This window comes from Nocardia sp. JW2 (genome assembly GCF_051843015.1).
Classification (GTDB): Bacteria; Actinomycetota; Actinomycetes; order Mycobacteriales; family Mycobacteriaceae; genus Nocardia; species Nocardia coubleae.
This window is the reverse complement of the sequence record NZ_JBPXLK010000015.1, coordinates 104309-127081: the sequence shown is the minus strand read 5'-3', so window position 1 is coordinate 127081 and position 22773 is coordinate 104309. Positions and strand designations below refer to the sequence as shown.

The following is a 22773-nucleotide window of genomic DNA, read 5'->3' as shown; positions in this document are numbered from 1 at the left end:
CTCCTGTTGTCGGGTGGTCGATTCGATTCGTAGCGCCGTTCATCGCTTGCTCTCCCGTGGCAGGCCGAGGAGGCGTTCGGCGATGATGTTGCGCTGGATCTCGTTGGTGCCCGCGTAGATCGGGCCCGCGAGGGAGAACAGATAGCCGTCGGTCCACGGACTGCGCTGCTCGGCGGCCGCTCCGAGCAGGTCGAGACCCGTTTCGTGCATGGCGATGTCGAGGTCGGACCAGAAGACCTTGGTGATCGAGGATTCGGCGCCGAGCTGGCCGCCGTCCTGCAGGCGGGTGACCGTGCCGAACGTGTGCAGCCGGTAGGCCTCGGCCCCGAGCCAGGCGTCGACCACGGCGTTGCGGGCGGCGGTATCGGCGGGGTCGCAGGTCTGCTGCCACAGGTCGATCAGGCGTTGCGCGGTGGCGCTGAACCGGCCGGGGCTGCGCAGCGAGAGGCCACGCTCGTTGCTCGAGGTGGCCATCGCCACCCGCCAACCCTCGTTCGGTGCGCCGATCACGTCGTGGTCGGGGACGAAGACGTCGTCGAGGAAGATCTCGGCGAAGCCGGGTTCGCCGTCGAGCTGGGGGATCGGGCGCACGCTCACGCCCTCGGCCGTCAGCGGGAACATCACGTAGGTCAGCCCGTGATGACGCTGCGCCTCGGGGTCGCTGCGGAACAGGCCGAAGGCCCAATCCGCGTAGGACGCACGGGAACTCCACGTCTTCTGGCCGTTGAGCACCCACCCGCCCTCGGCGCGCCTGGCCGTCGAGCGCAGGCCCGCCAGGTCGCTGCCCGCCTCGGGCTCCGACCAGGCCTGTGCCCAGATGTCCTCGCCGCGAGCCATTCTCGGCAGGATCCGGGCCAGTTGCTCCTCGGTGCCGTGCTCGAACAGCGTCGGTGCCAGCAGGAAGATGCCGTTCTGGGCCACCCGGCCGGGCGCGCCCGCCGCGTAGTACTCCTGCTCGAACAACACCCATTCGAGAATGGAGGCGTCACGCCCGCCGTACTCGCGCGGCCACGACACCGCCGAGAGCCGCGCCTCGGCCAGCGTCGCCTCCCATGCACGATGGGCCGCGAAGCCTTCTGCGGTATCCATGGACGGCAGCGGTTCGCGTGGCACATGGGTGGCGAGGAATTCGCGCACCTCGAGCTGGAACTGTGTGGCTGCCTCGTCGATCTCGAGATCCATCTACTTCGACCCGTTCTGTTCGGCCGCGGCGGTCTTCATCGTCTTGGCGTTCATCCCGCCCAGCGAATCGGCGCCGACCTCGGCATTGTGCGCGTGCGCGAAATGGTGCAGTCCGAAGACCGAGTCCATGCCCGAGCGCATCCCCATCAGATCCTCGGCCTGGTTCACCGCCTTCTTGGTGAGCGCGAGCCCGAACTGCGGCATGGTGGCGATCTTCTCGGCGAGCGCGATGGTCTCGGCTTCCAGCTCCGCGCGCGGCACGACCCGGTTCACCATGCCCCACTCCTTGGCCTGCGCGGCCCCGAACCGGTCACCGGTGAACAGGAACTCCTTGGCCGCGCGCGGGCCCATCACCCACGGATGCGCGAAGTACTCCACGCCCGGAATGCCCATGCGCACAACGGGATCGGAAAAGAAGGCGTCGTCGGAACAGACGATCAGATCGCACACCCAGGCCAGCATCAGCCCACCGGCGATGCACGCGCCCTGCACCATCGCGATCGTCGGCTTGGGGATCTCGCGCCAGCGCCTGCACATGCCGAGATACACCTCGGTCTCGCGGGCGAACCGCTGGTCGCCACCGGTGCGGTCGACGTGGTCCCACCACAGCGCGGCCTTGTTCTCGTAGTGCGCGTCGTGGTCGCGGCCCGGTGTGCCGATATCGTGCCCGGCGCTGAAGTGTTTTCCGTTGCCCGCGAGCACGATCACCTTCACCGCGGCATCCTCGACCGCGCGCACGAACGCGGCGTCGAGGGCGTAGGTCATCTTCGAGTTCTGCGCGTTGCGGAAATCGGGCCGGTTCATGGTGATCACAGCCACCGGTCCGCGCACCTCGTAGGTGACGACCTCGGTTTCGGAACTCACGACTTCTCCTCACGTAGCTCGCGCTTGAGCACCTTGCCCGCCGCGCTGTAGGGCAGCCGGTCGCGGAACTCGACGAACCGGGGCACCTTGAAATTCGCCAGATGGGCGCTCGCATGGGCGATCACGTCGTCGGCGGTCAGGTTCGTGTCCGGCTTGCGGACGACGAACGCCATGCCGACCTCGCCCATCCGCTCGTCGGGCACCCCGATCACCGCGGACTCGGCGACACCGTCGAGACGGGCGAGGGTCTGCTCGATCTCGGCGGGGTAGACGTTGAATCCGCCGGTGATGTACATGTCCTTGAGCCGGTCGGTGATCTTGAGGTAGCCGCGTTCGTCGACCACGCCGATGTCACCGGTGTGCAGCCAGCCGTCGGGGTCGATGGCCTCGGCGGTGGCCTCGGGATCGTCGAGGTAACCGAGCATCACATTGGGGCCGCGCAGCAGTACTTCGCCGTTGTCGGCCAGGCGCAGTTCGAAGCCGGCGATGGGCTTGCCACAGGTGTTGGCGATGGTCTCGGCGTCGTCGTCGGGGTCGCACATGGTGCCGAAGCCTGCGGTCTCCGACAGTCCGTAGGCGGTAATGACCACCTCGAAGTCGAGGTCGTCGCGCATCCGCTCGATCAGCACCACCGGCACGGTCGCGGCGCCGGTCACCGCGACGCGCAGCGAAGAGAGGTCACGCTCGCCGCGCTCGGGGTGGTCGAGGATGGTCTGGTAGATCGTCGGCGGGCCGGTGAGCACCGTGATCCGCTCGGACTCGACCAGGCGCAGCGCGGCCGGGACGTCGAATGTCGCCTGCGGCACGATCGTGGCCCCGGTGACCAGGCACGCGAGGATGCCCGCCTTGTATCCGAAGTTGTGGAAGAAGGGCGGGATCACCAGGTAGCGGTCGCCCGCGCGCACGGTCGAGCACGCGCACCAGGCACGCACCACATCCAGGGCCTGCCGGTGGGCGACCATGGTGCCTTTGCTGCGGCCGGTGGTGCCCGAGGTGAAGAGGATGTCGGAGATGTCGTCGGGGGAGACCCGCGCCGCGCGCGCTTCGCCGTCGGCCTCGGTGACCCGCTCGGCCTCGGCGAGGAAATCGTCCCAGGTGAGCGAGCCGGTCCCGGTGGCCGCGCCCGGCTCGACCGGGATGACGACAACCGTCGCGATGGTCGATTCCGGTGCTTCGGCGAGCAGTTCGGCCACCCGGTCGCGACCGAGGAACGGCCCGGCGACGAACAGCGCCTTCGCATCGACCCGGTTCAGCACGTCGACCGCCTCGGCCGCCACGTACCGGGTGTTCAGCGGCACGAGTGCGGCACCGGCCGAATGCGCGGCCAGCGCGGCCACCACCCAGTGATGGGTATTGGGTGCCCACATGGCGACCCGGTCGCCGGGTTCGATGCCGCGGGCGATGAGCGCGCGCGCCGCGATCCGCACCTGGTCGAGCAGCTCTGCCCATGTCAGGCGGGTTTCGCCGTCGACGATGGCAGGCTCGTGCGGATACGCCGCGGCGGTCTGGCGCAGCGCCTGCGGAATGGTCTGTGCAGCGGGTGTCACGGGGTCCTCACCGTTGTGCGGTTCGCTTTTCTTTACGAAGCAGCTAACAAAGCAAGTGCTTGGTAGGTTACTCTACCGTGGTGGGCGTGATCCAGACCGCAGATTCAGTTACCTCCGACGCGGAGTTCCGCGCGGAGATCCGGGAGTGGCTTGCCGAAAACCTCGCGGGCGAGTTCGCCGACCTGCGCGGTACCGGCGGGCCGGGCCGAGAACACGAGCACTTCGAGCGACGGCTGGCCTGGGATCGTCATCTCGCCGCCGCCGGCTGGACGTGCCTCGGCTGGCCGGTGGAGTACGGCGGCCGCGACGAGAGCGTCGCCAGGCAGGTGATCTTCCACGAGGAGTACGCCAAGGCCGACGCGCCCGCGCGGGTCTCACACGTGGGTGAGGAACTGCTCGGGCCGACCGTGCTCGCCTTCGGTACCGAGGAGCAGAAGAAGCGCTTCCTGCCCGGCGTCCGTTCGGTCGGCGAGCTGTGGTGTCAGGGCTACTCCGAGCCGGGCGCGGGTTCCGACCTGGCCGCTGTGTCGACGACCGCCCGCCTCGACGGCGACCAGTGGGTGATCAACGGCCAGAAGATCTGGACCTCGCTGGCCCACGTGGCCGACTGGTGCTTCGTGATCGCCCGCACCGAACGCGGGTCCACCCGTCATCACGGCCTGTCCTACCTGCTCGTCCCGATGAACCAGCCGGGCATAACCGTTCGCCCGATCCAGCAGCTCACCGGCACTTCGGAATTCAACGAGGTGTACTTCGACGACGCCCGCACCGACGCGGACCTGGTCGTCGGCGCGCCCGGTGACGGCTGGCGAATCGCCATGGGCACCTTGACCTTCGAGCGCGGCATCTCCACTCTCGGTCAGCAGATCCGCTTCGCCCGCGAACTCACCGACATCGAAGACCTCGCCCGCCGCACCGGTGCCGCCGACGACCCGCTGATCGCCGCGCGTTTCGACCGCGCCTGGGTGGGCCTGCGGGTGCTGCGCGCCCACGCGCTGCGCACCATGAGCGACGAGAACGACGCGGGCGGGGCGTCGGTGTCGAAGTTGTTGTGGGCCAACTGGCATCGCGATCTCGGCGAGCTGGCCATGGCGGTGCAGGGCGCCGCCGGTCTGGTGATCCCCGACGACGACATGACCGCCTGGCAGCGGCTGTACCTGTTCAGCCGCGCCGACACCATCTACGGAGGTTCGAACGAAGTGCAGCGCAACATCATCGCCGAGCGGGTGCTCGGTCTGCCGCGCGAGGCCCGACCGTGACCGGCCCGCTCGCCACCCCGCCCGCGCCCATCCCCGGCCACGGTCTGCTCACCGGCCGCAAGGGTGTCGTCACCGCCGCCGCCGGTACCGGCATCGGCTCGGCCACCGCCCGCAGGCTCCTGTCCGAGGGTGCCGATGTGGTGGTATCCGATTGGCACGAGCGGAGATTGGGTGAAACCGCCGAACTGCTCGCCAAGGAATTCCCGGAGCGCACCGTCGGTGCCGTGGTGTGCGATGTGCGCGACACCGCCCAGGTGAATCAGCTGCTCACCGCCGCTGCCGCCGAACTCGGGCGCATCGACATCATGATCAACAATGCCGGCCTCGGCGGTGAGACCCCCGTGGTCGACATGACCGACGAGCAGTGGGACCAGGTCCTCGACATCACCCTCACCGGCACCTTCCGCTGCACGCGCGCGGCGCTCGGCTACTTCCGCGACGCGGGCCACGGCGGCGTGATCGTCAACAACGCCAGCGTGCTCGGCTGGCGGGCCCAGCACGGCCAGGCGCACTACGCCGCGGCCAAGGCGGGGGTGATGGCGTTGACCAGGTGCAGCGCGATCGAGGCCGCCGAGTTCGGGGTGCGCATCAATGCCGTCGCGCCGAGCATCGCGCGGCACCCGTTCCTGGACAAGGTGAGCTCATCGGAACTGCTCGACAACCTCAGTGAGCGTGAGGCTTTCGGGCGCGCGGCCGAGCCGTGGGAGGTCGCGGCGACGATCGCCATGCTGGCCAGCGACTACACCTCGTACCTGACCGGTGAGGTGGTTTCCGTGAGTAGTCAGCGCGCATGACGGCAGCAGCACGCCAAGCAAGTGCTTGGTTGTACGATGTCTAGGGTGACCGCACCCGATACCGCGAAACGCACCCGCCGCGACGAACTGCTCGCCCTCGCCGCCGACCTGTTCGCCGAGCGCGGCCTGCGCGCCACCACGGTGCGCGATATCGCCGATTCGGCAGGCATTCTCTCGGGCAGTCTCTACCACCATTTCGATTCCAAGGAATCGATGGTCGACGAGATCCTGCGCGGCTTCCTCGACGACCTGTTCGGCCGCTATCGCGAGATCGCGGCCGCCGGGCTCAGCTCGCGGGCGACCCTCGAGGCCCTGGTCCTCGCCTCCTACCAGGCGTTCGACCGTCATCATGCCGCCGTCGCGATCTACCAGGCCGAGGCCAAGAACCTGCGTGACGTGGAACGTTTCGGCTACATCCGTGACTTCAACACCGAGTTCCGCGACCTGTGGCACCGGGTGCTCGCCGCCGGTGTCGCCGACGGCAGCTTCCGGCCCGAACTCGACGTGGAACTGGCCTTCCGCTTCCTGCGCGACACCGTGTGGGTCGCGGTCCGCTGGTACACCCCCGGCGGCCCCATCACCGTGAAAAACCTTGCCTCGCAATATCTGACCATCGTGCTCGACGGGCTCACCGTGCCCGCGAGCGACGCGCCTTAGGAGTACCCATGACCGCACCCGCCGAGCGCCGCCCCTACACCCCGTTGCGGGAGGCCTATGTAGTCGACGCGGTGCGAACCGCCGTCGGTAAGCGTGGAGGAGCGCTGGCCGGTGTGCACCCGGCCGACCTGGGCGCCGCCGCGCTGCGCGGCCTGATCGAGCGCACCGGGATCGACCCCGCCGTCGTCGACGACGTGATCGTCGGCTGCGTCGACAACATCGGCCCGCAGGCGGGCAATATCGGGCGCACGATGTGGCTCACCGCCGGACTCCCCGAGGAAGTTCCCGGTGTCACCGTCGATCGGCAGTGCGGTTCCAGTCAGCAGGCCATCAACTTCGGCGCCCAGGCGATCATGAGCGGCACCGCCGAGGTGATCGTCGCGGGTGGCGTGCAGAACATGAGCGCCATTCCCATCTCGGCCGCCATGCTCGCGGGCAAGGAGTACGGTTTCGACTCGTCGTTCATCGGCGCCGTCGGCTGGGACCAGCGCTACGGCACCGGCGAGATCTCGCAGTTCCGCGGCGCCGAGCTGATCGCCGAGAAGTGGGGCATCACCCGCGAGAGGATGGAGCAGTGGGCGCTGCGTAGCCACCAGCGGGCGCGTGCGGCGATCGCCGAAGGCCGCTTCGAAGCCGAGATCGTGCCGGTCGGTGACTTCACCGTGGACCAGGGTCCGCGCGAGACCAGCCTCGAGAAGATGGCGGCTCTGCAGCCGCTGACCGAGGGCAGCCCGCTCACCGCCGCGGTGGCCAGCCAGATCTCCGACGGTGCGAGCGCGACACTGCTGGCCTCGGAGTGGGCCGTCGAGGAGTACGGGCTCACCCCTCGGGCGCGCATCCATCACGTCAGCGCGCGCGGCGCCGACCCGATCTTCATGCTCAGCGCGCCCATTCCGGCCACCCAGTGGGCGCTGGCGAAGACCGGGCTCACCATCGACGACATCGATGTCATCGAGATCAACGAGGCGTTCGCGCCGGTGGTGCTGGCCTGGATCAAGGAGATCGGCGCCGATCCGGCGAAGGTCAATGTCAACGGCGGTGCCATCGCACTCGGTCATCCGCTCGGCGCGACCGGTGCGAAGCTGTTCGCCACCCTGCTGCACGAGCTGGAGCGGGTGAACGGCCGCTACGGTCTGCTCACCATCTGTGAGGGCGGCGGCACCGCGAACGTCACCATCATCGAACGGCTCGGCGCGAGCGAGTAATTCACCGCGACGCCGACGACGGCCCGGTACCGGACACTCCGGTACCGGGCCGTCGTGCGTCGGCGGACTTGCGGGTGATGGGCCGGTCGTCGAGACTGAACGGTTGCTCTCCCGGCGCCACCGCGATAACACGTTGGCGCAGTGGGTAAGCCATGTGCTGAAGCGGTGCCGGTCAGGTACTGCTCGTGGAAACAGGGAACAGGAATTTCGAATGGGTTACCCACAACCGCCCAACCCGTATCAAGGTCGGCCAGGTCAGCCGATGCAACCTGGTCAGCCGTATCCGGGCCAGCCGATGCCGGGTCAGCCCTACCCGCAAGGTCAGCCGTACCCGCAGGGACAGCCCTACCCACAGGGACAGCCCTACCCGCAGGGGCAGCCGTACCCGCAGGGGCAGCCGTACGGCGCGCCCGGTGGTTACGGGCAGCCGCCGCGCCGGTCGGGCGGCGGCGGCAAGATCGTTCTCGTCCTCGGCGGTCTGGTCGTGCTGGTCGCGATCGCGGTCGGCGCGATCTACATGTTCGGCGGTGGTGGCGGTCCCCTCGGTGGTGGCGGTTACGACACCCCGCGCGCGGCGGCGCAGGCCTGGGTCGACAAGGAGGGCGAACTCGAAGACCTGGTGTGCGCCTCCGATCGTGACGAGATCGCGAAGTACGAGAACCAGGCCACGCCGACCAAGGCACCGTCGGGCGGCGGTGCACCGAGCGTGACGACGACGCTGAAGAGCGTGGATGTGGCCTCCGGCAGCAAGTCCGGGACGTTCACCACGGCGATGAGCATGACCATTCTCGGCCAGAGCACGACTTCGACCGCGACCTACAAGCTGGTCGAGGAGGACGGCGGCTGGCGGGTGTGCGGAATCCTCAACCCGACCATCGAAACGGAGTGAGTGCGGCGGGTCGGTCCCACCGGGCCGACCCGGTCGTCGCCTCTCCTGCTCCGAGGGGCGTCGGGCACCGGGCCTACGATGGGAGCGGTGAAGGTGCTCGGCGCGTGCCCACTCGACTGTCCTGACGCCTGCTCGTGGGTGGTGACGGTCGAGGACGGCGTCGCGACCGGCCTGCGCGGCAACAAGGAACACCCGGTCACGCGCGGTGCGCTGTGCGTGAAGGTGAACCGTTATCTGGAGCAGGTCGGCGCGCCGGACCGGCTCAGGTATCCGCTGCGCCGGACGGGTCCCAAGGGTTCCGGGCGGTTCGAGCGGATCAGCTGGGACGAGGCGCTCGACGAGATCGCCACCCGGCTCGCCGGCATCATCGACGAATACGGCGCCGAGGCGATCTGGCCGTTCCACGGCACCGGCAGCCTCGGCTACCTCCAGGGCCTCGAGGGGTATCCCGGCCGCCGCATGTTCAACGTGCTCGGCGCCTCCCACCATGCGGCGACCATCTGCTCGGTCGCGGGCAGCGCGGGGCTGAGCTACACCCTCGGCACCTCCGGCGGCATGGACCCGGAGGACTTCGCGAAATCGAAGCTGATCCTGCTGTGGGGCACCAACCCGCTCACCTCCGGTCATCACCTGTGGAAGTTCGTGCAGGACAGCGGTGCCTACCTGGTCGCGATCGACCCGGTGCGCACCAAGACCGCCGAACGCTGCGACGAACACCTCGCACCCCTGCCCGGCACCGATGCCGCCCTGGCGCTCGGCCTGCTGCACGTGGTGGTCTCGCTGGGCGCCGAGGACACGGAATTCATCGCCGAGCACACCGAGGGCTGGCCCGAATTCCGGGAGCGCATCATGGAATTCACCCCGGAGCGGGTGGCCGCGATCACCGGCCTCGAACGCGAACAGATCGTCGCGCTCGGTGAACGGATCGCGGGTACCAGGCCGACCGCGATCCGCGCCTCCCAGGGCATGCAGCGCCACGCCGGTGGCGGGATGGCGCTGCGGGTGCTCGGCTGCCTGCCCGGCGTCACCGGTGACTGGGCGCTTCCCGGAGGTGGCCTGCACTATTCGACGAGCGGGCACTTCGAACTCGACCTGCCCGCCCTGGTGCGCGACGATCTGCTGCCGCACCCGGTGCGCACCTTGTCGATGACCAGGCTCGGTGAGGCCTTGCTCGACGTCGACGAGCCGCCGGTGCAGGCGCTGTTCGTGATCGGCGCGAATCCGGTCGGCTCCAATCCGGATCAGCGCCGCGTGATCGAAGGTCTGTCACGCGAAGACCTCTTCACCGTGGTGCTGGAGCATTTCGCCACCGACACGGTCGATTACGCCGACATCGTGCTTCCCGCGACCATGCAACCCGAGCACCTCGACGTGATCGCGGGCTACGGCCACCTGTATCTGGTGTGGAACGAGCCCGCCGTCGAGCCGCCGGGCGAATGTCTTTCCACCACAGAGACTTTCCGACGACTGTCCCGTCGCCTCGGACTCACCGAGCCGGCGCTGTACGAATCGGACGAGGAACTGGCCCGTCAGCTGCTGAAGGGCCACGATCTGGACCGGTTGCGCGCCGACGGCTTCTTGAAGGTGCAGCCGGGACCCGTCCCCGCCGGAAAACTCCAGTTCGTCTCTCCACGAGCGCAATTCGCAGGTCACGACCCGCTACCGACCTACACCCCACCGGCCGATCCCGGCGACGGACTCGTGCTGATTTCCGCCGCCTCGCACTACTTCCTGAACACCACCTTCGGTGCCAACCCCGAATTGCGCCGCCGCGCAGGCGAAACCCGCATCACGCTCCATCCCGATGATGCCGCCGCGCGCGGAATCGCCGACGGCGCCCCGGTGTCGGTCGTCAACGCTCGCGGTTCCTTCGAGGCGATCGCCGAGGTATCCGACCGTGTCAGACCCGGCGTAGCGGGTACCACGAAGGGACGCTGGGCCAAGGATTCCGGCGGCGCGACCGTGAACGCCACGATCGCCGAACGCGACGCCGACTTCGGTGGCGGCGCGGTCTTCCACGACAACCGGGTGGAGGTGGTACCCCGCTGATACGAACCGCACGCGATCACCGAACGAAAGGCACGCAGTGATGTGGAAGTACACCGGCCGCGCGACGCTCGTCGCGGCGGCAACCGCAGGACTCCTCCTCGGCGCGACGACCCCCGCCTCGGCAATGACCCCGTTCAAACCCACCTACACCCTCGCCACCGGCTGGACCTGCGCCGGTCAGATCGACGCGACGGCACTGTCCGGCCAGGGCATCACCAGGTCCGGTGAGGCGGAAATGCGGCTGCGCGGCACGTTCTGGAGCGCGACACCCGGTTCACATCAGAGCGGCTGCACGGTGACGACGACGGTCGAGTGGCGCAATCTCGACACCGGTGCGGGCGGCTCGGCGGCGACTGTCGTGGCAGGCGGTCCGAGCGGGCAGCCGGGCCCCGAGGTCGGCCTGACGCTCGCGACGGGCGCCGGGCGGATCGAGGCGACCATCCGCACCACACCACTGGCGCATCTGCCGAGCACCGGGGAGTTCGCGGTCTCCGAATTCTGAGCGGGAGAACACCGAACCGGATGCGCGCCTTGTGAGTACCGCATCCGGTTCGGTGTCCTGTTCGCCCTTTCGACGGGAGGCTCAGACCCGTCGGGCGGCATCCCGGCGCACCGCTGTGGGGGGCTCGCCGGGATGGGTCTTGGTCAGCTCTGCTCGGTGACCGGTGTGTCGACCAGCGTGCCGACGGCCTCGATACGCGTGAGCGCGTCGGTGACGATGCCGTCGATCAGCTCGGCCACCGTCGGCAGGCTGTCGATGATTCCGGTGACCTGGCCCGCGGGCAGCACACCCGCATCGGTCCGGCCCTCGACGAGACCGGCCTTGGTCAGCATCGCCGAGTTCGCGGCCATCACGACCTGCGACCAGCTGAGGTCCTTGGTCTTTCGCATGGCGAGACCGTCGCGCATCAACGTCGACCACTTCATCCCGGTCATGCTCTTGAACTTGGCCGCGTTGCCGACGGCCGCCGACAGTCCGCGCCAACCGCCCGAATGTTCCAGGCGCTCCACGAGTTCGGTGTTGAGCATGCGGTGCGGCATACCGTCGACCTTCACCGAAACCACGGTGTCGCCCAGTCCGCGCGCCAGATACTCCTGCTTCACGGCGTCGGGGACGGTGCTCTCCTGGGTGAGCAGGAACCGGGTCCCCATGGCCACCCCGGCGGCACCGTAGGACAGCGCCGCCGCGAGCCCGCGCCCGTCGAAGAAACCGCCGGCCGCGACGACCGGGATGTCGACGGCGTCGAGCACCGAGGGCAGCAGCAGCGTGGTGGCCACCGGTCCGGTGTGCCCGCCGCCCTCACCGCCCTGCACGATCACCGCGTCCGCGCCCCAGGAGGCCACCTTCACCGCGTGCTTGGCGGCACCGATCGACGGAACCACCACCACGCCCGCGTCTTTGAGCCGGGCGATCAGTTCCTTCTTCGGAGCCAGCGCGAACGAGGCGACCCGCACCTGCTCACGGATGAGCAGTTCGATGCGCTCGGGTGCGTCGGTGGCGTCGGCGCGGATGTTCACACCGAACGGCTTGTCGGTGAGCGACTTCGTCTTGGCGACAGCCGCTTCCAGCTCCTCGAAGGTCATCGTCGCCGAAGCGAGGATGCCGAGCCCGCCCGCGTTCGCGGTCGCGGCGACCAGCCGCGGCCCGGCCACCCAGCCCATTCCCGTCTGCACGACGGGATGCTCGATGCCGACCAGCTCGGTCAGCGGGGTACGCAGGCGAGCGCTCATGCGGCCACTTCCTTCTCGCGGAATCCCTTGGGATCGAGCACGGTCCGGATGAGCCGCAGCTCCTCCTCGGTGGGCAGCCGGGTTTCGCCCGCGTCCGCCAGCCCGGCGATCTCGAAGGAGGTGTTCTCGGCCACCTCCTCGGCCGTCACACCCGGATGCAGCGACAGCGCGCGCATGGTGTGCTCGGGACCGCCGAAATCGAAGACGCCCAGGTTGGAGACAACACGGTGCAGGTGATGGAAACGGAAGGCGGGGTTGGCCGGGTCGATCTTGTCGTAGCCGACGCCGCACACGATATCGACCTGCTCGCAGAACACCCGCGTGTTGTGCTTGGGCACGAAGTAGCTGGTCGCGTGGTTGATCGTATTGCCGGGCGCCCCGCGCACACCGAACATCTGCCTGCGCGGCTGCTGCAACGGCCCGAACGCCGAGAGGTTCTGGTTGCCGAAGCGGTCGAGCTGATTGGCGCCCATCACCACGTGCCGCCTGCCCGAGGCCACCACGTCGAACACCTTGGAGAACGGAATCCAGCCCTCCACCGGTGCTTTCGCCCCGATCGCCGGCACCTCGGCGAAGAACAGTGCCTCACCGTCGGACAGCAGCAGGTCGGGTTCGAAGGTGAGCCTGGCCAGTCGCGCGCCGATGGTGGTGATCGTCGACATCGGGCTGGCCATGATCTCGCCCGCGCCACGGAAGATCTCCGCCGCCGCGACGACGCACACCTCCGCGCGCGTGATCCGACCGGTCGCCGGTACTGCGTTCATCGCTGCTCCTCCGCGAAAGCCTTGACGGCGGACTGGTATTCGTCTTCGTTCACGTCGAGATAGCGCGCCCTGAACTCGGCCCACGACTCCGGCGACTGCGCGGCCGCCACATAGTGCTTCTGGAACTTCTCGTCGCGTCCGTAGCTGCCCGAGAAGGTGAAGTGCGCGCCACCGGGTGACTCGACGACGCCGTCGACCATCATCCGGTTGAGGATCAGCGCCTGCGACGGAACCGCTTTCACCAGTTCGTCGGTGTCGACGAGGCGATCCACCGAGACGTAGCGTCGCTCGGCCGCAAGGCAGTAGAGGTCGTCGAAGTACGGATCGACACCGGTGTAGGCGGCGTTGCCGTGCTTGTCGCCCAGGTCCAGATGCACAAGTGCCGCATCGAGATGCAGCGCGGGCATGGCGATCAGCGTCTCGGTCCGGCCGTCGGCATGCGGGTACGGCGAGACGACGGTCTTCAGCTCGCCCTCCCAGAAGTCCGGCACCGCCGAACCGAGCCCGGCCCGGATCGGCAGGAACGGCAACCGGGCGGCGGCGGCCTGCAACCCGCACTTCACCATGCCCTCGTCCATCTCGCGCACCGTGATCGCACCCTCGGTGCGCGCCTTGGCGAACCACGGGTCGTAGAACGGTGCCGAGTCGAGGGAGACGAAGCCGTAGTAGGCCTTGCGCACCTTGCCCGCCGAACACAGCAGGCCGAGGTCCGGCCCGCCGTAGGTCACCACCGTCAGGTCGGTGACATCGGAGCGAAGCAGCGCACGCACCAGCGCCATCGGCTTACGCCGCGATCCCCAACCGCCGAGGCCGATCGTCATGCCGCTGCGCAGCTCGCCGACCACCTCGTCGAGGGTCATTCTCTTGTCGCGCATAGCTTTCCTACTTCCCCTTTTTCTGCGCGGCGAGGTCGTCGTCGAAACGCGCTCTGATCTCGTCGGCCACCCCGGCCAGGTTGAGCTCCATCGTGAAGCCCTGCTCGTAGCGATAGGAGCGGTGCACGTCCTGCACGTCGATGCCGTTGAGCGCCCGCTTCGCGGCGCGGATCACCCGGCCGTCCTTGTTCGCGATGTTCTTCGCGACCTCCATGGCCGCGGCGTCGAGTTCGGCGCGCGGCACCACCTTGTACACCGACCCGTAGTGGTGCAACTGCTGGGCGGTGAGCTTGCCCGCGGTGTAGAACATGGTCCGCATCAGGTGCTGGGGGACCAGTCGCGACAGGTGGGTCGCGGCGCCGAGCGCACCGCGGTCCACCTCGGGCAGACCGAAGGTGGCGTCGTCGGAAGCCACGATGACGTCGGAGTTGCCGACCAGGCCGATCCCGCCGCCGAGGCAGAACCCGTTGACGGCGGTGACCACCGGAACCTCGCAGTCGTACACGGCGGCGAAGGCGTCGAAACATCCGTGATTCGCGCGGATCAGGGCGGTGTGGCCGGCGTCGGCGTTCATCTCCTTGATGTCGACGCCCGCGTTGAAGCCGCGACCCTCCGCGCGCAGCACGACCACGCGGGTGCCGGGGTCGCGTCCGGCGGCGCGCACGGCGTCGGCGAGCGCGAACCAGCCGTCCGACGGCAGCGCGTTGACCGGCGGATAGTCGACCGTGACGACCTCCACCCCCTCGGTTTCGGTATGCCGGTCGATTCCCATGGCAACTGTCCTATCGGTGCGTGCCCGGGCGAACCCGAGACAAAGCAAGCAATTGCTTGGTAGGTTAACACGGTGGCGATAGAAATCGACCTTTCCGGCCAGATCGTTCTGGTGACCGGCGGAGTGCGCGGCGTGGGCGCGGGCATCACCCGCGCCTTCCTCGCGGCGGGCGCGACAGTGCTCACCTGCGCGCGCAGGCCCGCCGACACCCCGATCGACGGCACCGAGCACTACTCCTGCGATGTCCGCGACGACAGCGCGGTCGCCGCCATGTTCGACGGGATCCTCGCCGCGCACGGGCGGCTCGACCACGTCGTCAACAACGCGGGCGGGGCGCCCTTCGCCCTGGCCGACGCGGCGAGCCCGCGCTTCCACACCAAGATCATCGAGCTGAATCTGCTCGCCCCCCTGGTCATCGCGCAGCAGGCGAATGCTGTGATGCAGAAACAGGATTCGGGCGGTTCGATCGTGATGGTCTCGAGCGTCAGCGGGCATCGGCCCTCGCCCGGTACCGCCGCCTACGGTGCGGCCAAGGCCGGACTGGACAACCTCACCACCTCCCTCGCCGTGGAATGGGCGCCGAAGGTCCGTCTCAATTCCGTGGTGGTCGGACCGGTGGAAACCGAACTGAGCCACCTGCACTACGGCGACGCCGACGGTGTCGCCGCCGTCGGCGCCACCATCCCGCTCGGCCGCCTCGCCGCCCCCGCCGACGTCGGCAATGCCGCCCTCTTCCTCGCCTCCCCGCTGGCCGCCTACGTCAGCGGCGCGAGCCTGCTGGTGCACGGCGCGGGGGAGCGGCCCGCCTTTCTCGATGCCGCGAATACGAACCACGGATAACTAGGAGTTTCGATGGACCAGCAGTTGATCTGCGCCGGCCGCACGGTGATCGTCACGGGTGCGGGTCGCGGGATCGGGCGCGCGCACGCGCTCGCCTTCGCCGCGGCAGGTGCGCGCGTCGTCGTCAACGACGTGGGCACCGCGCTCGACGGCGCACCCACCTCGGAGACACCCGCGCAGCAGGTCGTCGACGAGATCGTCGCCGCGGGTGGGCAGGCGGTCGCCAACTACGACGACGTGGCCGACTGGGAAGGTGCGCGCCGGCTCGTCCGCCAGGCTGTCGACACCTTCGGTGGGCTCGACGTGCTGGTCAACAACGCCGGTTTCGTGCGCGACCGCATGCTGGTGAACCTGAGCGAGGAGGAGTGGGACGCGGTGATCCGCGTGCACCTCAAGGGCCATTTCGCCACCATGCGTCATGCCGCCGAGTACTGGCGCGGCGAGGCCAAGGCCGGGCGCGCGGTCGACGCCCGCGTCATCAACACCAGCTCCGGCGCCGGCCTGCAGGGCAGCGTCGGCCAGGGCAACTACGGCGCGGCCAAGGCGGGCATCGCGGGCCTCACGCTCACCGCCGCGGCGGAGTTCGGACGCTACGGCGTCACCGTCAACGCCATCGCCCCCGCGGCCCGCACCCGGATGACCGAAACGGTCTTCGCCGACACCATGGCCGCCCCCGATGCCGGCTTCGACGCCATGGACCCGGCGAACATCTCGCCGCTGGTCGTCTGGCTCGGCAGCAGCGAGTCCGCCGGGGTGACCGGGCGGATGTTCGAGGTGGAGGGCGGCAAGGTCGCGCTGGCCGAAGGCTGGCGGCACGGCATCGCGGTCGATCGCGGTGCGCGCTGGGATCCGGCCGAGCTCGGTCCGGTGGTGGCCCAGTTGATCGAGAAGGGTGCCGAACCGGAGCCGGTTTACGGTGCATAGCTAACTTCGCAAGAGGACACTGAGCAAAGCCGCCGGGCCTGCGGTTTTGCCATGTCATCGCCGTTCAGGGGGCTGGACGGCTCTTGCGCTCTCCTGCGGGGTTCTGCCCGTGGGTTTACTATGGGCTACTGTTCGTCGATCCCGGAATGTGTCGCGACCGGGGGTAATGCTGCGCGGAATTACTTAAAGGGGATGACAGGCGCATGGCCGTTGGTCGCATGTTGCGCGTTCTTGCCGCTGCGAGTGTCTTGGCCGGCTGCGCCCTATTGGGGCCCGTCGCCGCATTCGCCGCGCCGGAAAAGCCGCCGACGCCCGCCGCGCAACCGTCCGGCAGCGGGAGCACCGGCATCGGGGGTAGCGGCGGTGAACCGGCCGAGGACCCCGCCCAGGGCAACGGCAAGCCGATCGAACTCACCCTGCCGGGTACGGGTAGCGGCAACGACCCGGCACCGGCGAATCAGGGCGATCCCCCTCAGACCGGTGCGGAAGTCGCCGAAGAGACCGAGTGGACCCCGCTGAGCATCCCCGGCCAGGACACCGAACTCTCGACCAAGGAAGTGGCCGGTCCGGCCTCCGGCTCTGCCGCTCTCGGCGCGGGCTCGGCCGCCGCCGGGTTGGTGCTCGGCACCGGTTCGGCAGGACTGGGCGTGCTCCTCGGCACCGGCTCCGCAGGTCTCGGCGCCGTGCTCGGCACGGGCTCGGCAGGCGCCTTCGCGATCCTCGGCACCGGTTCCGCCGGTGCCGCCGCTGTACTCGCCACCGGTTCGGCCGGTGCCGCCGCGGTACTGGGCACCGGTTCGGCCGCCGTCGGCTCGGCCGCGGCGGGGACGGGCTCGGCGCTGGCCGGTACCGGCTCCGCGGCCGTCGGTTCGGCTGCCGTCGGTTCGGCCGCGGTCGGTTCCGCCGGCGCCGGTTCGGCCGCGACCGGTTCGGCCGCTGTCGGCTCGGCCGCTGTCGGTTCGGCCTCGCCGCTGCTGCTGTTGCTGTTGTTGCAGACCCCGCCCACGCCGTCGCCCGCGCTGCCCGCCATCGCGATCCCGCCCGCACCGGGCACGCCGTCGATCCCGGGTGTCTCCGCGCCGAATGTGGCGGTCGCGGCACCGGCCCCGGCCGATGCGCCGCCGCCCCCGGCCGCCGCCCCCGCGCCGCCTGCCGCCGCCGCACCCGCTCAGGCCGCCAAGCCCAACCACGAGGTCCGGCCGACCAGCGACAACAACGGTCTGCCCGAACCCGAACTGCTGTCGGTGATCGGCGGTCTGATAGCGCTCGCCCTGGCCGGAACCGGTTCGGGCGCAGTGAGTTTCCAAGGTGCCGCGGCCGCCCAGGCGCGGGTGAACGCGGCGCGTGCCGAGTTCTTCGGACCGAGGTCGTGAGGGGATCTTCGATGAGCAAGAGCAAGACCCAGTCCACCTCGCGGTCCTATCGTCGCGTCGCCGCCGCCGTCGACGCGGTGTGCGCGGTCGCCGCCGACTTCGACGCGACCACCCTCGATGAGGTGGTCGCGGCGGTCTCGCTCGAGCGGCAGCGCGAAATCGAGATCACCAGTGCGCAATTGGGCCCCGGCGTGTGCGGCCAGCGGCGGTTCTACCCCGAGCGCGACATCATCGTGCTCGCCGACGCCCTGCCCAGCCGCGACCACACCCTCGCCCACGAACTCGGCCACATCGTGTTCGACCACGAGGGCGCGCCCGCGGTCGAGACGACACTCGAGGTCAGCGACGACCTCATCGCCTACATGCTCAGTCAGCGCGCCCACGCCCAGATCGTCGAGGACGGAGCCGACGACCTGGCCGAGTGGGAGGCCGAGACCTTCGCGGCCATGCTCATGACACGACTGCGCGTCTTCAACAACCGGGGCGCAGGCGTCTCGGTCCTTCGATTCGATGAGGCACTCGGATGACACTCTGGTTGACAGCCCTGCTGGTCTGGGTTGCCGCGGGTGCGCGAGTGGGACGCGTGCTCGTCAAGCCCGCGACAACGGCCCGCGTGGCCATCGTCGTCGCGGTCGCCGCCGTCGCACTCGCCTCGACCGTCGCCATCCCCGATATCGCCGTCGCCGTCGACAACCTGCTCCCGGGCGGCCTGCACAGCGGCTGGCTGTCCACGGGCATCGTCGATTCGGCGTGGATCCTGTTCACCACCGCCACGTCGGTGGTCGCGTCCGCCGCCTGGCCGGTCGTGTCGCGACGCAACCTGCGCCAGGTCGCGATGATCGTCTACGGCATCGGCGCCCTCGCCATCGCGCTGACGCTGGCCTGGTCGTTCACCTTCGGCTGGATCGTCGTCGCGCTCGGCGCGGTCTTCATCGTCACCACCGGTCTGCGCAATCTGGACTGGACCACGCTGGGTCGCGGCATCGCGATCTACACGGCGGGAACGGCATTGGTGGCCGTGCTGGCCTTCGCCAACGCCGGCCGCGCCTTCCAGGGCGCCGAGCCGACCCCGCCCGGTCAGCCGACGTGGGGCTGGCAGGCGTGGGAGATCGCGAGCCTGCTGATCTCGCTCGGTGCGGTGTCGATCGTCATCGAGCTGTGGTGGCGGGCCCGAATCCTGTTGCGGCGCATCCGCCCGCTGCACAAGCTGATGGTCGGCCGGTTCCCGGAGGTCGTCGCACCCGAGCAGAACGCCACCTCGGCGCAGCTGAAGGCCTCCGACCACGTGGCCCAGGTGATGGACGCGCTGTATCTGCTCTCGGGCAGCGGCATCGTCATCCCGGCGGCGGGTGAGCCGCCGAACTCCGTTCCCGAGCGCGCGGCCGTGGTGGCCGAGTGGGCCCGAAACCCGTTGGGGGACTTGTTCGTCGACGCGCGCTGGATCGCACCGCCGCCCGGCGTGAGCCCCCGCGGCTGGGTGCTGGCGCTGGCGAAGCGATACGAGGTGGCGGTGGCCACGGCGGGCGCACCGCAGAACGCCGCTGCGTCGAGCTGACACAGACAACAAGAACGGGCCTGAGCTGGTGTTTCCACCGGCTCAGGCCCGTTCTTCGCGTATCCGCCTGGTTGTTCCTATTCCGTTCCGTCCGGAGGAATTTCGGGCAAGCCTTCGCTGGCCCGCAACTTCTCCGCCATGGAGGTGAGCAGATTCTGTGATTCTTCCGAGAGGTCGAATGCCCTGCTGGACAGACGACGCAGCCCGTAACCCTGCAGCTGCGCAAGCAGTTCCAGGTCGTGATCGATCTTGGCCGCGTAGATGTCGTTGAAGAAGTAGTCAGGCTTGACCTTGAAGAACTTCGCCAGGGCGGCCACCGTCTCGTCGGACGGGTTGGTTCGTTGTCCCGACCGCAGCTGCGAGAGATACGGCTTGGAGATCGGATGCCCGGAGGCAGTCAGCGCAGCCGCAACCTCTGCGTTGGTGTGCGGCTTGCGCCCCGGGGGATGCACGGTTTCGAACAGCTTGTTCAGCCGCGCCGCGAAATCAGCCATTGTGAGCCGCCCAATTCCCTTCACTGTACTAACAGTCGTTATCTCGGATACGTATCATTGATATTAGCGGCTCAGTAACTGAAAACCTACGCCTGATTCAGGATTTCTCTGCGGATTCCGACGCTCACCTGCGTACAGGGCCCGCGACGGCCGCGTTTGCGGGGTCACGTCAACGACTCTTGTGGAGTCGATGGGTGCCGGAGTTCGTGCCCGTCGCGGGGGTCTTCCACCTCGGACCCATGATAGCCCAAAGATTGCTGATGTCTCATCATCCCCCTCGCCCCTCGGATCGTGTGGCGTACGACACGTTCCGGGCGCCTGGAGATGAATGTTCAACCTGGGCGCCCGGTTTCGGTACGTCCAGTCTACAGCCGTTCGATGATCGTGCCGGTCGCGAGGGCTCCACCGGCGCACATGAGAACCATCGCGGTTCCCTTGCCGGTGCGTTCGAGCTCGTGTAATGCGGTCGTGATCAGACGAGAACCGGTGGAACCGACAGGATGCCCGATTGCGATCGCACCGCCGTTGACATTTACCCGTTCCATGTCCGGCTGATGTACAGAAGCCCACGAAAGGGCAACCGCCGCGAATGCTTCGTTGATCTCGAAAAGATCGATATCGCCGATCGCCATTCCCGAGCGTTCCAGCAGTCGCGTGCATGCCTGCACGGGTCCGTCCAGATGGAACTCCGGTTCGGCGCCGACGAGTACCTGGGTGCGGATCCGTGCGCGCGGTCGCAAACCCTTTCGGCGGGCGACGGTTTCGTCCATCAGGAGCACCGCCGCCGCGCCGTCGGAAATCTGCGACGAGGTACCCGCGGTGTGCAGGCCGTCGGTGACCACCGGCTTGAGCTTGGCCAGGCCCTCGATCGTGCTCGCGCGCAAGCCCTCGTCGCGGGTCACCTCGGCCTTCTCGCCGGTCGGCGCGCCCTCGCTGTCGAGCACGGGCGCGACCACGGGCAGCACCTCGCGATCGAAACGGCCTTCGGCCCAGGCGGCGGCGGCCAATTGCTGTGAGCGCAGGCCGAATCGGTCGAGGTCGTCGCGAGTGAGCCCGCGCCGCCGCGCGATTCGCTCGGCCGCGCCGAACTGATCGGGCAGATCGATCGACCACGACTCGGGCCTGCGCGGTCCCGCCTCGGTGCCCACATTGGCGCCGAGCGGCACCCGGCTCATCGCCTCCACGCCGCACGCCATGCCGATGTCGATGGCCCCGGTGGCGATCAGCCCCGCGACGAGGTGGTTGGCCTGCTGTGCCGAACCGCACTGGGCGTCGATGGTCGTCGCGCCGGTCTGCCACGGCAGGCCCGCGTGCAACCACGCGACGCGGGTGACGTTGTTGGACTGTTCGCCGGCCTGGGTGACACAGCCGCCGATCACCTGCTCCACTTCGGCCGGATCGAGATCGGCCCGGTCGAGCAGTCCGCGCTGGGCCAGGCCGAGCAGTTCGGCCGCGTGCAGGCCGGAAAGCCGTCCGCGCCGCTTGCCGATCGGGGTTCGCACTGCCTCGACGATTACCGGTGTGCCCATCTGCATCTCCCTCTGAACTGCAACGTGTTCTGTTTATGTAAGCGGGGCAAAACCGCGAGGTTCTTCCGTCGTGGCATACCCTGTGCTTGAATGATTGTAGAACGTGTTTCAGTTTGTCGAAGGAGACATCTGGTGGTAGATCCGCGCAACGAAGCCACGGGTACCCTGCCGAACCTGCCCGAGGGGTTCGACGTCACCGACCCGGCCATCTACGCCGAGCGTGTCCCGGCGGAGGAGTTCGCTGAGCTGCGCCGGTCGGCGCCGATCTGGTGGAACCCGCAGCCGCCCGAGGTGGGTGGTTTCCACGACGACGGGTTCTGGGTGGTCAGCAAGCACGCCGACGTCAAGGAGGTCTCGCGCCGCAGCGATGTCTTCTCGACCTACGAGAACACCGCGATCCCGCGCTTCAACGACGACATCAAGCGCGAGCAGATCGAGCTGCAGCGCTTCGTGATCCTGAACAAGGACGCCCCGGAACACACCAAGCTGCGCAAGCTGATCTCCAAGGGCTTCACCCCGCGCGCGGTGAACAGCCTGCGCGCCGAGCTCTCCTCGCGTGCGCAGAAGATCGTGAAGGCCGCGGCGGAATCGGGCGGCGGCGACTTCGTCACCCAGGTGGCCTGTGAGCTGCCGCTGCAGGCCATCGCCGAACTCATCGGCGTGCCGCAGGAAGACCGGATGAAGGTCTTCGAATGGTCCAACGACATGACCGGCTACGACGACCCCGACAATGTCGATGTCGACCCCGTCGCGGCGTCGATGGAGCTGCTCGGCTACTCGTACCAGATGGCCGAGGCGCGCAAGGCCTGTCCGGCCGACGACCTGGTCACCACCCTGATCGAGGCCGACGTCGACGGTGAGTCGCTGAGCGCGGAGGAGTTCGGCTTCTTCGTCATCGTGCTCGCGGTCGCCGGCAACGAGACCACCCGCAACGCGATCAGCCACGGCATGATCGCGTTCATGGAGAACCCCGATCAGTGGGAGCTCTTCAAGAAGGAACGCCCCGCCACCGCGGTCGACGAGATCATCCGCTGGGCCACCCCGGTCACCTCCTTCCAGCGCACCGCGCTCGAGGACACCGAACTCGGCGGCGTGCAGATCAAGAAGGGCCAGCGCCTGGTGATGCTGTACCGCTCGGCCAACTTCGACGAGGACGTCTTCGAGAACCCGGAGAAGTTCGACATCATGCGCAAGGAGAACCCGCATCTGTCCTTCGGCGGCACCGGCGCGCACTTCTGCGTCGGCGCGAACCTGGCCCGCCTGGAGATCGAGCTGATCTTCAACGCCATCGCCGACCACCTGCCCGACATCACCAAGATCGGCGACCCCAAGCGCCTGCGCTCGGGTTGGCTCAACGGCATCAAGGAGCTCCCGGTCGACTACAAGACCAAGGGATGCCCGGTCTCGCACTGAGGCCACCAGACAGAACAGCCCCGGACCGAAAGGCCCGGGGCTGTTGTGTTTTCGGCG

Annotated in this window: 22 protein-coding genes; 13 read left to right on the top strand and 9 right to left on the bottom strand. The window is 68.6% G+C overall.

The genetic code is table 11. The features are described from left to right. Positions 1-39: 39 nt before the first annotated feature. From ACSVDM_RS21040 to ACSVDM_RS21030, 3 genes are read right to left on the bottom strand one after another with little or no spacing between them, the layout of a single operon-like run. Positions 40-1182 (bottom strand): acyl-CoA dehydrogenase family protein, encoded by a 1143-nt coding sequence (locus ACSVDM_RS21040; protein ID WP_439267185.1) that lies wholly within the window; start codon positions 1180-1182, stop codon positions 40-42. After that, positions 1183-2046 carry an enoyl-CoA hydratase gene (locus ACSVDM_RS21035; RefSeq protein ID WP_067640657.1) on the bottom strand — a complete coding sequence of 288 codons (864 nt, stop codon included), beginning with the start codon at positions 2044-2046 and terminating at the stop codon, positions 1183-1185. After that, on the bottom strand, positions 2043-3593 hold the full coding sequence (locus ACSVDM_RS21030; protein WP_439267184.1) for a FadD3 family acyl-CoA ligase: 1551 nt from the start codon (positions 3591-3593) through the stop codon (positions 2043-2045). The genes ACSVDM_RS21035 and ACSVDM_RS21030 overlap by 4 nt, the downstream gene beginning before the upstream one ends. 80 nt (positions 3594-3673) lie before the next feature. Here ACSVDM_RS21030 and ACSVDM_RS21025 point away from each other — a divergent pair, with 80 nt between their 5' ends. From ACSVDM_RS21025 to ACSVDM_RS20995, 7 genes are all read left to right on the top strand, one after another. Next, the gene (locus tag ACSVDM_RS21025; RefSeq protein ID WP_067640659.1) at positions 3674-4852 is read left to right on the top strand and encodes an acyl-CoA dehydrogenase family protein; all 1179 of its coding nucleotides are present in this window, start codon (positions 3674-3676) and stop codon (positions 4850-4852) included. After that, complete coding sequence (locus tag ACSVDM_RS21020; protein ID WP_067495528.1) at positions 4849-5646, top strand: SDR family oxidoreductase; 798 nt, start codon at positions 4849-4851, stop codon at positions 5644-5646. Before ACSVDM_RS21025 ends, ACSVDM_RS21020 begins: the two co-directional genes overlap by 4 nt. A gap of 45 nt (positions 5647-5691) precedes the next feature. Beyond that, positions 5692-6303 (top strand): TetR/AcrR family transcriptional regulator, encoded by a 612-nt coding sequence (locus tag ACSVDM_RS21015; protein WP_084457240.1) that lies wholly within the window; start codon positions 5692-5694, stop codon positions 6301-6303. Positions 6304-6347: 44 nt separating this feature from the next. Beyond that, on the top strand, positions 6348-7508 hold the full coding sequence (locus ACSVDM_RS21010; RefSeq protein ID WP_439267219.1) for an acetyl-CoA C-acetyltransferase: 1161 nt from the start codon (positions 6348-6350) through the stop codon (positions 7506-7508). Positions 7509-7719: 211 nt separating this feature from the next. Further along, positions 7720-8397, top strand: coding sequence for an Rv0361 family membrane protein (locus ACSVDM_RS21005; protein WP_439267182.1), 678 nt, complete (start codon positions 7720-7722; stop codon positions 8395-8397). An 87-nt stretch (positions 8398-8484) separates the two neighbouring features. Beyond that, the gene (locus ACSVDM_RS21000) at positions 8485-10446 is read left to right on the top strand and encodes a molybdopterin-containing oxidoreductase family protein (protein WP_439267180.1); all 1962 of its coding nucleotides are present in this window, start codon (positions 8485-8487) and stop codon (positions 10444-10446) included. Between the two features lie 40 nt (positions 10447-10486). Beyond that, positions 10487-10948 carry a hypothetical protein gene (locus ACSVDM_RS20995; protein WP_067640670.1) on the top strand — a complete coding sequence of 154 codons (462 nt, stop codon included), beginning with the start codon at positions 10487-10489 and terminating at the stop codon, positions 10946-10948. Positions 10949-11091: 143 nt separating this feature from the next. Here the strand turns inward: ACSVDM_RS20995 and ACSVDM_RS20990 are convergent, their stop codons facing one another. Genes ACSVDM_RS20990 through ACSVDM_RS20975 form a run of 4 tightly spaced genes read right to left on the bottom strand, consistent with a single transcriptional unit; the run spans position 11092 to position 14588 of the window. Then, positions 11092-12177, bottom strand: coding sequence for an NAD(P)H-dependent flavin oxidoreductase (locus tag ACSVDM_RS20990; RefSeq protein ID WP_439267178.1), 1086 nt, complete (start codon positions 12175-12177; stop codon positions 11092-11094). Beyond that, positions 12174-12941 carry a CoA-transferase subunit beta gene (locus ACSVDM_RS20985; RefSeq protein WP_439267176.1) on the bottom strand — a complete coding sequence of 256 codons (768 nt, stop codon included), beginning with the start codon at positions 12939-12941 and terminating at the stop codon, positions 12174-12176. Before ACSVDM_RS20985 ends, ACSVDM_RS20990 begins: the two co-directional genes overlap by 4 nt. Then, complete coding sequence (locus tag ACSVDM_RS20980; RefSeq protein WP_439267175.1) at positions 12938-13816, bottom strand: CoA transferase subunit A; 879 nt, start codon at positions 13814-13816, stop codon at positions 12938-12940. The genes ACSVDM_RS20985 and ACSVDM_RS20980 overlap by 4 nt, the downstream gene beginning before the upstream one ends. 7 nt (positions 13817-13823) lie before the next feature. Then, positions 13824-14588, bottom strand: coding sequence for an enoyl-CoA hydratase family protein (locus ACSVDM_RS20975; protein ID WP_067495505.1), 765 nt, complete (start codon positions 14586-14588; stop codon positions 13824-13826). 72 nt (positions 14589-14660) lie between these two features. Between ACSVDM_RS20975 and ACSVDM_RS20970 the strand changes: the two genes are divergently transcribed. From ACSVDM_RS20970 to ACSVDM_RS20950, 5 genes are all read left to right on the top strand, one after another. Next, positions 14661-15428 carry an SDR family oxidoreductase gene (locus ACSVDM_RS20970; protein WP_439267173.1) on the top strand — a complete coding sequence of 256 codons (768 nt, stop codon included), beginning with the start codon at positions 14661-14663 and terminating at the stop codon, positions 15426-15428. A gap of 12 nt (positions 15429-15440) precedes the next feature. Continuing rightward, positions 15441-16352, top strand: coding sequence for an SDR family oxidoreductase (locus ACSVDM_RS20965; protein ID WP_439267171.1), 912 nt, complete (start codon positions 15441-15443; stop codon positions 16350-16352). A 203-nt stretch (positions 16353-16555) separates the two neighbouring features. Then, complete coding sequence (locus tag ACSVDM_RS20960) at positions 16556-17725, top strand: hypothetical protein (RefSeq protein WP_439267169.1); 1170 nt, start codon at positions 16556-16558, stop codon at positions 17723-17725. Positions 17726-17736: 11 nt separating this feature from the next. Beyond that, positions 17737-18252, top strand: coding sequence for an ImmA/IrrE family metallo-endopeptidase (locus ACSVDM_RS20955; protein WP_067492264.1), 516 nt, complete (start codon positions 17737-17739; stop codon positions 18250-18252). Beyond that, entirely contained in the window at positions 18249-19280 is a 1032-nt protein-coding gene (locus tag ACSVDM_RS20950) for a hypothetical protein (protein WP_067492265.1), read from the top strand. The genes ACSVDM_RS20955 and ACSVDM_RS20950 overlap by 4 nt, the downstream gene beginning before the upstream one ends. A 77-nt stretch (positions 19281-19357) precedes the next feature. Here the strand turns inward: ACSVDM_RS20950 and ACSVDM_RS20945 are convergent, their stop codons facing one another. Both ACSVDM_RS20945 and ACSVDM_RS20940 read right to left on the bottom strand, forming a co-directional pair. After that, complete coding sequence (locus ACSVDM_RS20945; protein ID WP_019044759.1) at positions 19358-19774, bottom strand: helix-turn-helix domain-containing protein; 417 nt, start codon at positions 19772-19774, stop codon at positions 19358-19360. Between the two features lie 365 nt (positions 19775-20139). Continuing rightward, the gene (locus ACSVDM_RS20940; RefSeq protein WP_067492308.1) at positions 20140-21303 is read right to left on the bottom strand and encodes a steroid 3-ketoacyl-CoA thiolase; all 1164 of its coding nucleotides are present in this window, start codon (positions 21301-21303) and stop codon (positions 20140-20142) included. 132 nt (positions 21304-21435) lie between these two features. On the opposite strand from ACSVDM_RS20940, the gene ACSVDM_RS20935 reads away from it, so the two are divergent. Further along, positions 21436-22716, top strand: a complete 1281-nt coding sequence (locus ACSVDM_RS20935; protein ID WP_439267166.1) for a cytochrome P450 — start codon at positions 21436-21438, stop codon at positions 22714-22716. Positions 22717-22773 lie beyond the last annotated feature (57 nt).

Excerpts from the sequence above, each read along its gene's own strand:
- ACSVDM_RS21040 (WP_439267185.1), bottom strand. The coding sequence starts at position 1,182 with ATGGATCTCGAGATCGACGAGGCAGCCACACAGTTCCAGCTCGAGGTG.
- ACSVDM_RS21005 (WP_439267182.1), top strand. The coding sequence starts at position 7,720 with ATGGGTTACCCACAACCGCCCAACCCGTATCAAGGTCGGCCAGGTCAG.
- ACSVDM_RS20995 (WP_067640670.1), top strand. The coding sequence starts at position 10,487 with ATGTGGAAGTACACCGGCCGCGCGACGCTCGTCGCGGCGGCAACCGCA.
- ACSVDM_RS20990 (WP_439267178.1), bottom strand. The coding sequence starts at position 12,177 with ATGAGCGCTCGCCTGCGTACCCCGCTGACCGAGCTGGTCGGCATCGAG.
- ACSVDM_RS20985 (WP_439267176.1), bottom strand. The coding sequence starts at position 12,941 with ATGAACGCAGTACCGGCGACCGGTCGGATCACGCGCGCGGAGGTGTGC.
- ACSVDM_RS20980 (WP_439267175.1), bottom strand. The coding sequence starts at position 13,816 with ATGCGCGACAAGAGAATGACCCTCGACGAGGTGGTCGGCGAGCTGCGC.
- ACSVDM_RS20975 (WP_067495505.1), bottom strand. The coding sequence starts at position 14,588 with ATGGGAATCGACCGGCATACCGAAACCGAGGGGGTGGAGGTCGTCACG.
- ACSVDM_RS20965 (WP_439267171.1), top strand. The coding sequence starts at position 15,441 with ATGGACCAGCAGTTGATCTGCGCCGGCCGCACGGTGATCGTCACGGGT.
- ACSVDM_RS20960 (WP_439267169.1), top strand. The coding sequence starts at position 16,556 with ATGGCCGTTGGTCGCATGTTGCGCGTTCTTGCCGCTGCGAGTGTCTTG.
- ACSVDM_RS20955 (WP_067492264.1), top strand. The coding sequence starts at position 17,737 with ATGAGCAAGAGCAAGACCCAGTCCACCTCGCGGTCCTATCGTCGCGTC.
- ACSVDM_RS20950 (WP_067492265.1), top strand. The coding sequence starts at position 18,249 with ATGACACTCTGGTTGACAGCCCTGCTGGTCTGGGTTGCCGCGGGTGCG.
- ACSVDM_RS20945 (WP_019044759.1), bottom strand. The coding sequence starts at position 19,774 with ATGGCTGATTTCGCGGCGCGGCTGAACAAGCTGTTCGAAACCGTGCAT.
- ACSVDM_RS20940 (WP_067492308.1), bottom strand. The coding sequence starts at position 21,303 with ATGGGCACACCGGTAATCGTCGAGGCAGTGCGAACCCCGATCGGCAAG.